The organism is Actinoallomurus sp. CA-150999, from assembly GCF_050942425.1.
In the GTDB taxonomy this organism is placed as follows: domain Bacteria; phylum Actinomycetota; class Actinomycetes; order Streptosporangiales; family Streptosporangiaceae; genus Actinoallomurus.
Genome location: NZ_CP192063.1, coordinates 9,070,332 through 9,081,938, shown reverse-complemented (window position 1 = coordinate 9,081,938; position 11,607 = coordinate 9,070,332). Strand labels below are relative to the sequence as shown.

Annotated in this window: 11 protein-coding genes and 1 tRNA gene; 4 read left to right on the top strand and 8 right to left on the bottom strand. The window is 71.4% G+C overall.

Annotated elements, in window-relative coordinates; genetic code table 11:
- Positions 1–19 precede the first annotated feature (19 nt).
- The 4 genes from ACQP2O_RS41990 to ACQP2O_RS41975 all read left to right on the top strand — a co-directional run bounded on the left by ACQP2O_RS41990 (position 20) and on the right by ACQP2O_RS41975 (position 4,164).
- Positions 20–961, top strand: a complete 942-nt coding sequence (locus ACQP2O_RS41990; protein WP_433174779.1) for an acyl-CoA desaturase — start codon at positions 20–22, stop codon at positions 959–961.
- A gap of 85 nt (positions 962–1,046) precedes the next feature.
- Entirely contained in the window at positions 1,047–2,243 is a 1,197-nt protein-coding gene (locus ACQP2O_RS41985; RefSeq protein WP_433174778.1) for a PucR family transcriptional regulator, read from the top strand.
- Positions 2,244–2,490: 247 nt separating this feature from the next.
- Positions 2,491–3,162: a cutinase family protein gene (locus ACQP2O_RS41980; RefSeq protein WP_433174777.1), complete on the top strand. Its 672-nt coding sequence runs from the start codon at positions 2,491–2,493 to the stop codon at positions 3,160–3,162.
- Positions 3,163–3,396: 234 nt separating this feature from the next.
- Entirely contained in the window at positions 3,397–4,164 is a 768-nt protein-coding gene (locus tag ACQP2O_RS41975) for a hypothetical protein (RefSeq protein WP_433174776.1), read from the top strand.
- Here ACQP2O_RS41975 and ACQP2O_RS41970 read toward each other — a convergent pair.
- From ACQP2O_RS41970 to ACQP2O_RS41935, 8 genes are all read right to left on the bottom strand, one after another.
- Complete coding sequence (locus tag ACQP2O_RS41970; RefSeq protein ID WP_433174775.1) at positions 4,056–4,673, bottom strand: hypothetical protein; 618 nt, start codon at positions 4,671–4,673, stop codon at positions 4,056–4,058. The two genes, ACQP2O_RS41975 and ACQP2O_RS41970, sit on opposite strands and share 109 nt — an antisense overlap.
- A 1,686-nt stretch (positions 4,674–6,359) precedes the next feature.
- A complete protein-coding gene (locus ACQP2O_RS41965) occupies positions 6,360–6,728 on the bottom strand; it encodes a hypothetical protein (protein ID WP_433174774.1) in 369 nt (122 codons plus the stop codon).
- 251 nt (positions 6,729–6,979) lie between these two features.
- Entirely contained in the window at positions 6,980–7,615 is a 636-nt protein-coding gene (locus ACQP2O_RS41960; protein WP_433174773.1) for a hypothetical protein, read from the bottom strand.
- A gap of 5 nt (positions 7,616–7,620) precedes the next feature.
- Complete coding sequence (locus ACQP2O_RS41955) at positions 7,621–8,193, bottom strand: RNA polymerase sigma factor (protein ID WP_433174772.1); 573 nt, start codon at positions 8,191–8,193, stop codon at positions 7,621–7,623.
- Positions 8,194–8,460: 267 nt separating this feature from the next.
- Entirely contained in the window at positions 8,461–8,823 is a 363-nt protein-coding gene (locus ACQP2O_RS41950; RefSeq protein WP_433174771.1) for a hypothetical protein, read from the bottom strand.
- A gap of 193 nt (positions 8,824–9,016) precedes the next feature.
- Positions 9,017–9,093 (bottom strand) — tRNA-Arg (locus tag ACQP2O_RS41945).
- A gap of 170 nt (positions 9,094–9,263) precedes the next feature.
- Positions 9,264–10,595, bottom strand: a complete 1,332-nt coding sequence (locus ACQP2O_RS41940) for an FUSC family protein (RefSeq protein WP_433174770.1) — start codon at positions 10,593–10,595, stop codon at positions 9,264–9,266.
- A complete protein-coding gene (locus ACQP2O_RS41935) occupies positions 10,592–11,590 on the bottom strand; it encodes a hypothetical protein (protein ID WP_433174769.1) in 999 nt (332 codons plus the stop codon). Before ACQP2O_RS41935 ends, ACQP2O_RS41940 begins: the two co-directional genes overlap by 4 nt.
- Positions 11,591–11,607 lie beyond the last annotated feature (17 nt).

Sequence of the window (11,607 nt, the reverse complement as noted above, 5' to 3'; positions counted from 1 at the left end):
GCGTCATGAGGAGGGTCAGATGGCGGAACAGGCCGTTGCCGTCGACGCGAACGCTCCCTGGGGAGAGCGGATGGGGGCCGGCGACCGTGTGATCGTCGGAATCTTCGTGGGCATTCCCTTCGTCGCAGTGATCGTCTCCGTCGTCGTGCTCTGGGGCTGGGGCGTGACGTGGCACGACCTGGTCATCGGCGCGGTGACGTACGTCATCGCCGGGCATGGGATCACGATCGGCTACCACCGGCTGTTCACCCACAAGGCGTTCAAGGCCGCGCGCCCGCTGAAGATCGCGCTCGCGGTCGCCGGCACGATGGCGGTCGAGGGCGACGTGATCACCTGGGCCGCCGACCACCGCCGCCATCACCAGTTCGCCGACAAGGAGGGCGACCCGCACTCGCCGTGGCGCTTCGGCAACTCCATCCCCGCCCTCGTCAAAGGCATGATCTGGGCGCACGTCGGATGGACCTTCAACAACGAGAAGACCAACCAGCGCCGCTACGTCCCCGACCTGCTGGCCGACCGCGACCTTCACCGGGTCGCGCTCTGGCAGCCGCTGATCGTGCTGTTCTCCTTCGCCGGCCCCGCGGTCGCGGGCGGCCTGTGGGGATCCGGCGCCTGGGACGGGGGAGCCGCCTGGTCGGCGTTCTTCTGGGCCGGGCTCGTCCGCATCGGCCTCCTCCACCACGTCACCTGGTCGATCAACTCGATCTGCCACGTCGGCGGGGAGCGGCCGTTCCGGTCCCACGACCGCTCCGGCAACGTGTGGTGGCTCGCCCCCCTCTCCGGCGGTGAGTCCTGGCACAACCTCCACCACGCCGACCCGACCTCGGCGCGGCACGGCGTGCTGCGCGGCCAACTGGACTCCAGCGCCCGCCTCATCTGGCTCTTCGAACGCCTCGGCTGGGCCCGCGACGTCCGCTGGCCGGACGAGCACCGGCTCGCCGTACGAGCCCGCGACGAGTGACCCATCGGATCCGAGGGCGCTCTTCGTGGTCGGGAAGGAAGGACGCCTCCCGTTCTGCACGATCGGCCGGTGAAGGGGTGTGACCGTGGCGAGGAGACAAGACGCGGAGTCCCGGCCGTGGCTGGCCGTCCCGCGGGGTACCGCCGTCTGGCTGCGTCCGCTCATCGGGCCGCTGGTCGACGAGGTCATCGCGGAGATCGGCAGCCACGTCCCCGAGTTCGACCGCCCGGAGGACGAGGTCTTCGGGCAGCAGCAGCGGCTCGCGGTCGATGGCGCGCTCCGCCAGTTCGTCGACCTGCTGGAGAACCCGCGCGCCCCGTGGGAGAGCATCGCCACGGTGTACCGGGCGATCGGCGCCTGGGAAGCCGCCCAGGGCCGTGGCCTCGACGCCCTGCAACGATCCCTGCGGGTGGGTGCCCGGCTGGCCTGGCGGCGCATCGCCGAGCAGTGCGACTCGCCGGAGGCCCTCGGTCCGCTCGCCGAGTCCATCTTCGTCTTCCTCGACGAGATCGCCGCGGCCGCCTCGGAGGGGTACCTCAAGGCGATCGGACGGGCCGCCGGCGAGATCGAACGCCGCAGGCGAAGACTGCTGGGCCTGCTGCTGTCCGACCCGCCGGCGTCCTCGGAAGAGGTCGCCGAGGTCGCCCGGATGGCCGGGTGGGCCCTGCCCCGTACGGTCGCCGGCGTCGCTCTCCTCGAACGGAAACCGGACCAGTTCACGCCCCTGACGCTCCCGCCGGACGTGCTGGTCGACACCGACTGCCCGCAGCCGTACCTGCTCCTCCCGGATCCGGACGGTCCGGGCCGCTCCCGCATCCTCGAGGCCATCGACGTCGACTGGATCACCGCCGTCGGGCCGACCGTCCCCCTGCGGGGCGCGGCGAACTCGCTGCGGTGGGCCCGGGAGGCCCTCGCCCTGGCCCGCCGCGGGATCATCCCCCGAGAGAACCTGATCCGATGCAGCGACCATGAGTCGACGCTCGTCGTCTTCCGCGACGAGGGCTTCATCCAGAACGTCGCCGCCACCAGGCTCGCCCCCCTGGAGACCCTGCGGCCCGGACAGCGCGAACGCCTGGCGGAGACGCTCCTCGCCTGCCTGCAACGCGGGTTCAACGCCAACGAGGCCGCCGAGCGCCTGCACATCCACCCGCAGACGGTGCGATATCGGCTGCGGCAGCTCGAGGAGCTGTTCGGAGAACGGCTCTACGACACCGAGCAGCAACTCGCGCTGGAGATGGCGCTGCACGCTTGGCTGGCACTCGCCCGCGCCCGCGAGACCTGAGATTTCGTACGCGGGCGGGTGCCTTCATTTTGTTGACAAGAGCATCAACTCAATTGTCAGAAATGAGTATTACTTTTAGGTTTCCCAACCGTTAACGTCCTCCTCGATCGGCCCGCTCCACAGCGATGAGGCCGATGTCCTACTGGAAAGGGGTAGCGCGCGTTTCCCGCTCATCGCGCGCTACCCCCACTGACGCCTCGCGTCAGTGCGAGGAGGTGGCATTTCCGTGTTCTCCCCCCGCTCTCGGATGACCCGTCGCACCGCCGCGCACGCCGCCGCCGCGGTCGTCGCCCTCGCGGCGGGCGGCGCCGCCGCGACCGCCACCGCGACCACCGCACACGCGGCCACCTGCGCCGACGTCGACGTGGTCGTCGCCCGCGGAACCTTCGAACCCGGCACCCTCGGCCTCATCGTGGGCGACCCGGTCTACTCCGCCATCCAGCAGAAGGTGACCAACAAGACCACCAGCAGCTATCCGGTCAACTATCCGGCCAACCTCGACGTCTACTCGAACCCGAATTCGGCGCAGAAGGGAAATGCCGACCTCGTCGACCACGTGACGAAACAGGCCGCCGCCTGCCCGAATCAGCGCTTCATCCTCGTCGGTTATTCGCAGGGCGCCAATGTCGTCGACAACTCGATCGGCATCAGCAGTGACGGCGCCGTCGTCGGCGGCGCCATCGTCGCGACGATCCCGGCGTCGATAGAGCCCCGGGTCGCCGCCGTCCTCCTGTTCGGCAACCCGATCCGCGCGATCGGCAAGAGCGTCACCGGCACGTACGCCTCGCGCACCGACGACTTCTGCGCGAACGGCGACCCCGTGTGCGGCGCCGGCACGGACGCCTCCGCCCACCTCAGCTACGGCAACGACGCGGGCGCCGCCGCGACCTTCGCGGCCGCCAGACTCTCCGGAGCGTGACGAGACCTCTCTGAAGGGCGCCGGCCCACCGACCGGCGCCCTTTCGCCGTTCCCGCCCGCGCGGCGCCCGACCGCTCGGATGTCCCCGTACGGCCGGCGGATCCGCTGCGACGTGCCCTCGGAAGCGAGTTCGCGCAGCCGCTACAAAATGGATACGTACTGTGATAGTCATGTGACGGTACGCAACAGGTTCGCGTATGCGCGTCTCATCAACGGCAAGACATGGAGACGGTCATGCTCGTGTTCACCCTCGCTGTAGTCGCGGCCGTCGGTGCCGTGTTCGCAGCCGCGTTCCTCTTCCGCAAGTCACGTCACGGCACCGACGACCGGGGCCACAGCAGCACGACCGCGGGGCACGCGGGCTCGATGCTGTCCTCCCTGTTCCTGCTCGCCTTCGCGATCGCCATCGTCCTCCCGTGGACCGCGGCCGACTCCGCCCGGCAGAACACCCAGACGGAGAGCCAGGCGATCATGGACGCCTACTGGGCGGCCGCCGCCCTCCCCGCACCGGCCGGCACCCAGGTCCAGGCGTCCCTGCGCGACTACGTCCGCTTCATCGTCGACGACGAGTGGAAGCTCATGGCCAAGGGCCGGCTCAGCCAGGAGGGGTGGGCGCGCCTGGACACCCTGCGGGCCCAGGTCACCAGCCTCCAGGTCTCGGGCACCGCGGCGGAGACCGCCCGGAGCACCGTCCTCGACCGGATCCGGGACATGTCCTCCGCGCGCGGTCAGCGGGCGGTGGACGCCAAGACCCAGCCGCCTCAGGGCCTCATGATCCTCACGATCATCACCGCGATCCTCGTGTGCGCGTTCCCGTTCCTGGCCGGCGCCCGGCCCCGGGGCATGGCCCTCATCCCGGCGGCGGCGATGACGGCCATGCTCACCGTCGGCATCTACCTCTCGTTCGACATCTCCCACGTGTTCAGCGGCGCACTGCGCGTCAAGCCGGACGCCTTCACGACGGCCCAGCAGGAGTTCCCTCGCATCCCCGAGAGCCGGTGACCCATGCGCACGCGCAGCATCAGCCTCCTCGCGACGGGTGCTCTCATCGGGCTGACGTCCGCCCCCGCGCTGGCCGACGACGGCGCCAGGTCCGCCCGATCCCGCACCCGATCCACTTCCGCAACCCGCCGCTCCGTCCCGTCGGCCTCCGCCCGATCCGATTCCTCGGCCCGGTCGGCCGGGCCTTCCTCATCGTCGGCCGACCCGGCCTCATCTGACGGGTCGGCCGAGTCGGCGCCGTCGGCCAGGTCTGGCGAATCTGCGGGGCAGAGCCTGCCGGCGGGATCGAGTAGATCCGCCGGGGCGACCGGGAGGACCAGGCCGGGTTCATCCACGGCGTCGGCGTCGTCGACCGGGCCGCGCTCGGCCAGGTCCGGTTCATCCACGAGGTCGGCGTCGTCGGCGGGATCGCGCTCGGCCGGGTCGCACTCGGCTGGGTCGGCCAGGTCGGGCTCGTCGGCCTGGGCGCGTACGTCGACCGAATCGGGTGGATCCTCCGACAAGGTCATCTGGCCTGGGAGATCCCGGGTGCCTCACACGCCGGATGGCGCGTGGCCGTCCGGGGTTTTGCGCCCGGTGGCCGAAGCACCCGATCCGGCGTGGCCCATCTCCGCGGCGCTGCCCTTCGAAGACCCGCCCGCCGTCGGTCTCGTACGGCCACCGGCCTCGTCGAACATGCCAGCCGCTCAGCAGGACCCCGCGGGCCACGTCCACCCAGGTCATCCGGGCCAGGGCCGTCGTACGGGCCCGGCTCGAGCGGGCGGCGCGGGTCTCGGCGACCGCGCCCCGGACGACGATGCCGACGAGCCGAGCGATCGGCGTTCCGGGGGGCGTGATGACTCGGGGGGGCCGAGCGATCGGCGTTCCGAGGGGCCTGGCGACTCCGGCGGGCTGACGGGTGGGCGTTTCGGGGGCCGTGTCGACTCCGGCAGGCCGAGCCATCGGCATCTCGCCGCCCGCGGCGAGGTCGGCCGTCGGCGCCTTTCTACTGCGGAAGACGAGGCCCCGGCACCGATCCTCTCCCTGGGCCTATCGATCTGCGTCGACCTCGACCTGCTCCACACCCTCGACGTCCACCTTGCCGTCGGCGAATGTGAGCCTCCCGCCCACCCGGAGCCGCCGCCGACAGCCCCGCCCACATCTCCTCCGACGGCTCCTCCCACCTCGCCGCCCGCATCACCGCCCGCCTCTCCACCGACGACGCCGCCGCCCGTACGGCCACCGCACACCGCTCCGCCTTCCGCCGCACCGGTCGCGCCGGCGCACCCGGTCGCTTTGCGGTCGGCTCCCGCAGGTCCGGCGGCCACGCCGCCGCGCACCGCGCCGAGCCGAGGCCCGGCTCTGTCGTCGTTCGCCCCGGCGCCGCCGCAGAAGCATGAGGCCGTGCACCTGCCGCGGCGGAAGAAGCCGCTCGCCACGCTCACGGTCCTGGTCGTCCTCGCCGTCATGATCGCCGTCACCGCAGGGGTCGCCTTCGCGGCCATCTGACCGAGCGCCATGTGACGGAGAGCCGTACGGGCACGCCCATACGGCAGTCGTCCGCCCACGGCGACCTACGTGATGACGGAGCGCCATGTGACGGAGAGCCGTAGGGGCGCGCCCGTACGGCGGTCGTCCGCCCACGGCGACCTACGCGATACCAGTTGAGTCGGCTCGACCGAGCCCTGCATGCGTGTCCGCTGCATCGGCCGCGCGGAGTTCCCGGCCATCCTCGTCTGCGCGGAGGCGCCCGACGGCGAGGTTCGGAGGAGCGAGATCAGTGAGGCCGTGGCCGTCGCTCAGGGTTCGGAGAGTCGGCTGCGCATTCGTGCCGTCCTCCGCACTAGGGCCTGTCTCGAAGTCCGCTGTCCTACTGCGCGGTGTCCAGGCGGCGCCTCGCCGCGTTGTCGCCCCACCCCACGAAAACGCGCGGGAACGGCTTCGCCGGCCGCCGCGTTTCCGCGGGGACCCCGGGAGGAGTCGCCAGCCAACACCGGGCTGACTCCCTCCTCCGCCTTGCGAGGCACCACCTGGACACCGCTCGCTACGGACGGGGACTTCGAGACAGGCCCTAGGAGGCGCCCAACGTCCGGGCCGGTATGTCCTTCGGCGGTCACCGCTGCCGACCGCGGCGATGACGGCGCATCCCGTCCACCTTTGCCGCGAACTCGCGCGGCCGGAGGATCGGCGTACCGCGCCAGGGTGACATGCTCCATTTACTCTCCCCGGTACGGGACGACAGGTCGGTTGGGTCTGCGGATCGGCCCCGGTTGGCGGATCGGCCCCGGTGGGCGGATGAACGTCTTCTTCGGCAGGCTCCACCCCGGCCGGGGGACCAACGGGCGCCGGGTGCCTGGCGGTCGCAGGATCGTGGTCGGGTGGAGCGCGGGGGGACGTTGATCCTGTGATGGCTGCGGTGTCGGCTGGCTCCGGATGGTCGGTACCGTGCCCATGGCGTACGAGCCGACGCCGACCGTGCCGTGTGTCCCAGTCCGGGTGGCGAGCGCCTGAGCTGCGGTGGGCACGCCGATCCCGGCGAGGGTGCCGAACGACACGGCGGCCAGGAGCCGCTTCGGATGAGACATCGTGCACCTCCGTTTTCGCGGTTGCTTCGCGGTGTCACCGTCTGCGGTCATCGGCGCGTGCCAGCACAGGACATCTGTGTGAATCCACCCCGTATCACGCGATTACCCGTTATGTCGGTATCGGTAATCGCAGGGAACGGCCACGGAGTGCCGACGATCTGTTTCCCGAGCGCGGTGGCCGGCGGTGCCGAAGATCACTCACGGTGCGCATCGTCGGGCACGCCGACCGTCAGTGATCTTCGGCTTGCCCGTCAGCCGCCGACGCCGTTGGGGCCGGAGTGGGGGCCGCCCGGCACCCGGACACAAGGGGGCACCGTCCCGATCTTCTTCACCATCGGGTTGACGGTGCTCGAGGACGCGGGGTCCTTCGTGTTCTCGAACCACACGTCGAGGACCACCATCTCTCCGGGCTTCAGTTTGTTCGGATAGATGCGCGTGCCGACCGCGTTCCTCATGTCGGCGTCGGCATGCGGATCGGAGCCCGGATCGCCCCCGAACACCCCGTTGTCCGGGTGCTCCGACATCCAGAAGTCACTGTCGTACTCACGCCCCTTGCACTGCGTGCCGAACGGCAGGAAGTCCACCTTTGCCGGAACGCCGAGCGCGCGTAGCTTCTGCTCGACCCGCTCGGGATGCGTGAACTCCACCAGCCGGACCACGATGGAGCCGTCCGGGACCCGCACGACGGTGTTCGCCTGGGCCCGCTCGTGCGCGGTGAGAGCGGGGACCGCGACCGCCGTTCCCACCGCGGCCGCGATGGCGCCGGCGGCCAGGGCGAGCCGGGGTCCGGTCCATCGCCGCACGCGTCGCCGGGGTTCGGCGGCCGGCCGGTTGGCCGCCACGACGTGCTTGAGCTCCGCGAGGAGCCGATCTTCGAAGGTCTGCATGCTGATCACTCCTTCGCGTACGCGATCGCGGGGGACTGGAGGGCTGCGACGTCCCTCAGGACTCCGCGGGCGCGGTGCAACCGGACCCTGGCGGTGACCGGGCGGATGCCGAGCGCGGCAGCCGTCTCAGTGACCGTCAGCCCGTCGACCGCGATCAGTTCCAGCACCGCCCGTACGCCCTCGGGCAGGTCGGCAAGCGCCGCGTAGGTGCGCCGCCCGGCGCCTTCGGCGTCGATGCGCTCCACCAGCCGGTCGATGTCGTCGGAATCCAGCAGCCGCCGCCCCACGATCCGCCGGTTGGCTCGGAGTTCGCGGCCCGCCCGGCGGCGTTCGGAGGCCAGTACGTTCCGCGCGATACCGAAGAGCCAGGCGATCTCAGGCCCGCTGCCCGGCCGGTAGGTATGCGCGGAGTCGATCACGGCCAGGAAGACGTCGGCGGTCACGTCCGCGGCGGTGTGCGGGTCGTCGACCCGCCGAGCCACGAACCTGGTCACCGCCTCGACGTGGCGCCGGTAGAACCCCTCGAACGCATCGGGATCGTGTCTGATGCGGGAGAGGCCGGTCTCGGGTACGGCCATGCAGCGTCTCCTTTCGGATCATTCACCCGCTCTTGGACCGACGGCCGTGAAGCGTTACCGGCGTATCGGCGGCCGAGATCCAAGCTTGGGCGAAGAAGACCCCTGGGACGCGGCGAATGATCGCTGCCGGGTCACCGGCCGGGGCTGTCGAGGACCGGCCTGGAACCCCGGCCTGGAACCCCGGCCTGGAACCCCGGCCTGGAACCCCGGCCTGGAACCCCGGCCTGGAATCACCAGCGCGTGTCCCGGCTTCTGGCGGATGCCGGGTCACGCCAGCGCATGGCGCAGGTGAACGGGTCCAGCCGATCGTTGAATCGGGCGCCGGGGAAGACGGCGGAATAGTGTTTCGTGGAACGCGTCCCGGGTGAGCGTTCGGTCGGTGCGAACGTGCTGCAGCCACACCGGATGCTGGCGGAGCCGCAACACCGTCCAGATCGCGGACGCGGATCGGCGCCGGCCGAACGTACGGATGGCGTCTTCAACACCCCACCAGCGGTGCCGCAGGACCGAGCGCGAATAGACGGCCACGACATCGACGATCACGGCCGAGCCGCCGGGCGCGATCAGCGAGCGCACGTGGCGGAGCACGTCGTCTGGGTCATGCTCGCGGAACAGGTGGAAGACGGCCATCGCCTCGACCAGCTGTCGTTCCGCATGAGGCCGTATCAGCAGCTCACCGCCGTACCGGGAACCGCGACGCCACCGGAGCACGCCGATCACGTGATCCGGGCGTGTGCGAAGTAGTCTTGGCGCAGGGTGCCCGATGGCGTCTGCGGAAGAGAGGTGTATGCCCTGCTCAGGCGCTTGATCGTCCTGGTGGGGGTGGCGCGCCCAGAGGGATTCGAACCCCCGACCGTCGGATTAGAAGTCCGATGCTCTATCCAGCTGAGCTATGGGCGCTCGCTCGACCGGCTCCGAGTGTACGGACTCCACGGCATTCGTGCGTCACCAGTAGGCCTCGTCCGGATCAAAAGCCTGGTCGTCGCGTGTGGCCTGATCCGGCCGCCCCCTCTGGAGCGTCGGATCGGGGTGGGCGCGGGTCGGTGGTCGTCGCGCACCGGCCGGGGGTGCTACGCCGGTACGGGGCTGGCTTCGGCGGGCACCGCGGCCGGGCTCGACTCGGTCGCGTGCCGGCCGAGGTGACCCTCGAGCCGCCACAGCGTGTTGACGTACTGGTCGGCCCACAGCAGCGCCAGGGCGGCCGGCAGCGCGCTTTCGTCGCCGCTCGCGACCACGGCGTGTACGCCCTCGAGCAGCCGCCGGCGGCCGTCGGCGTCGCGTACGTGCGGGGGCGGTACGGCCGTCTCGTGCAGGATGCAGTCGCCGAGCGCGATGTACCAGGTGCGCAGGGCGTGGACCTCCGCGTCGAGGTTCTCGGCGCAGCGCTCCAGCTCTTCGTGGCCGTCGGTGAACCGGCCCAGCCTGGCGAGGGAGCTCGCCACGCGCCGTACGCGCGCCGCCCCCGTCACCAGCGCGGCCACGCTGCCGGCGGCCATGGGCTGCGCGGAACGTTCGGAGAGGAACTGCCGGTAGGCGTCGTCGAGACGGTGCACGGCGGCGTCCGCGTCCTGCTCGGCCTGTTGCGACCATGCCGGGTCGCCGTGGCCGACGAGCCGGCGCGTCGCGGCCAGGACGTAGTCCGCGCTGCGTGCGTAGGCGGCGGCGAGGTTCTCCCGGAGCAGAGTGGCCGCGCCGCGCGGCCAGAACAGCAGGCCGACGCCCAGGCTGATCGCGAAGCCGATGGCGACGTCCTCGATGCGGACGAGGCCGACCTGCCACCCGCTCGGCTGGATCAGATTGAACAGGATGAACAGCACGACGTTGAAGGCGGCCTGACCGGCGGCGAAGGAGATCGCGCGCGGAGCGTACGCCGCGATGAGAATGACGATCGGCAGCACGCTCCACAGGACGGTCTCGTGCGTGCCGATCACGAGGATGAGGGGCGCGCCGACGAGGATGCCGATGGCGGTCCCGGCCAGCGCGCTCAGGACGGACCAGCCGGTGCCCAGCGCGTTGGACCGCAGGACCGAGAGGGTGCCGAGCACCACCCAGAAGGAGTGCTGCAGGCCGGTGCGCTGGGCGATGTAGACGGCGATGGCCAGGCCCACGGCGCCCCGGACGCTGTTGCGGAACCACACCGACCGGGCGTGCGCGTCCTCGATGGCGAGCTCGGTCGCCCGGATCACCGAGTGCGCCTGCCGATCGACGACACCGCGCAGCGAGCCGGCGCCCGGGCCCTCGGGCACGGTCTCGCCGACGGCCATGAGGGCGTAGCGGGCGGAGTGCTCCGCGGCGTACGACACGGTGCGGGTGCGGAACGTCGGTTCCAGCAAGGCCACCATCGCGTCATGGTCCGGAATGGCGGGCAGTTCGGGGAGTCGCTGCGCGAGCGCGCGGGTCATGGCGGCGCGGGCCTCCTCGAGCGGGCCGAGGTCCGGTCGCCCGGAACCCTGACCGTCAAGGCGGTCCGCGGAAGCCCGGAGCGCGGCCGCCGACGCCCGCATGGCCTCGGCGTTCTCCGCGCGGCACAGCGAGATCGGCGGTGATCCGGCGGGTGACCCGAGGAAGGACAGGAGGAAGTCGAGTTCGTCGATGAGCGAGGTGAGTGCGGCGGTGGGACCGGTGAGGCCGGTGGGCCGGTGGGCCGGTGCGGCGTGCCGACGAACCGGCGATGCAGCTCGTCGACCGCCTCGTGGGCGGTGCGCGTCCGGTCGACGACGGCCTCGGCGTCCCCGGCGACCTGGGCGTCCGCGAGGTCGGCGAGCGCCCGGCAGGCGAGGGCCGCCTTGGTACGGAGAATCGCGCGGCTGCGGGCCGGCCACAGGAGCAGCTGGGCGGCGATGCCCGCCCCGGCGGCGAGCGCCCAACCCTCGAGCCGTGAGGGTACGGCCGACAGCGGCGCCGGGATCGTCACCGGAAGCACGAAGGCGAGGATCGCCGCGGTCGCGCCCGCGGCGGCGTAACCGTTGACGACCCCGGCGAACAGGACGATGAAGCCGACCACCGCCATCGCGGCCGCGGCCAGCGTGGGATTACGGGAGCACAGCGTGCCCACGAAGATCAGGACGGCGCCGGTGGCCGCGAGGCTGGAGTAGGCGACGAACCGGCGTGCCGGCGAGCCGGAGAAGTCGGCGAAGACCAGCATCGCGAACGAGCCGAAGGAGGCGAAGAGCGCCGCCTGCGGGTCGCCGATCACCCGGGAGGCGACGGCGAAGACGATCGGCAGCACGATCGCCGCCCGCAGGGCGGTCCGCAACGCGACGAACCCGGGATCGGAGAACCGCAACCGCCGCCGCAGCCCGGCCATCGCCCGGTGACGGGCCGCTTCGCGGTGCTGCGGCGCGGCCTGGCCGTCGGCCGGGCTTTTGGGAGGGACATCGCCCGCCTTATCGGACATGTGCCCACGATACGGGT

What these genes read in the sequence shown, in the direction of transcription:
- ACQP2O_RS41950 (WP_433174771.1), bottom strand. Translation starts at nt 8,823, where the DNA reads ATGGCCGTCTTCCACCTGTTCCGCGAGCATGACCCAGACGACGTGCTC.
- ACQP2O_RS41990 (WP_433174779.1), top strand. Translation starts at nt 20, where the DNA reads ATGGCGGAACAGGCCGTTGCCGTCGACGCGAACGCTCCCTGGGGAGAG.
- ACQP2O_RS41955 (WP_433174772.1), bottom strand. Translation starts at nt 8,193, where the DNA reads ATGGCCGTACCCGAGACCGGCCTCTCCCGCATCAGACACGATCCCGAT.
- ACQP2O_RS41980 (WP_433174777.1), top strand. Translation starts at nt 2,491, where the DNA reads ATGACCCGTCGCACCGCCGCGCACGCCGCCGCCGCGGTCGTCGCCCTC.
- ACQP2O_RS41970 (WP_433174775.1), bottom strand. Translation starts at nt 4,673, where the DNA reads ATGACCTTGTCGGAGGATCCACCCGATTCGGTCGACGTACGCGCCCAG.
- ACQP2O_RS41960 (WP_433174773.1), bottom strand. Translation starts at nt 7,615, where the DNA reads ATGCAGACCTTCGAAGATCGGCTCCTCGCGGAGCTCAAGCACGTCGTG.
- ACQP2O_RS41940 (WP_433174770.1), bottom strand. Translation starts at nt 10,595, where the DNA reads ATGACCCGCGCGCTCGCGCAGCGACTCCCCGAACTGCCCGCCATTCCG.
- ACQP2O_RS41975 (WP_433174776.1), top strand. Translation starts at nt 3,397, where the DNA reads ATGCTCGTGTTCACCCTCGCTGTAGTCGCGGCCGTCGGTGCCGTGTTC.
- ACQP2O_RS41965 (WP_433174774.1), bottom strand. Translation starts at nt 6,728, where the DNA reads ATGTCTCATCCGAAGCGGCTCCTGGCCGCCGTGTCGTTCGGCACCCTC.
- ACQP2O_RS41935 (WP_433174769.1), bottom strand. Translation starts at nt 11,590, where the DNA reads ATGTCCGATAAGGCGGGCGATGTCCCTCCCAAAAGCCCGGCCGACGGC.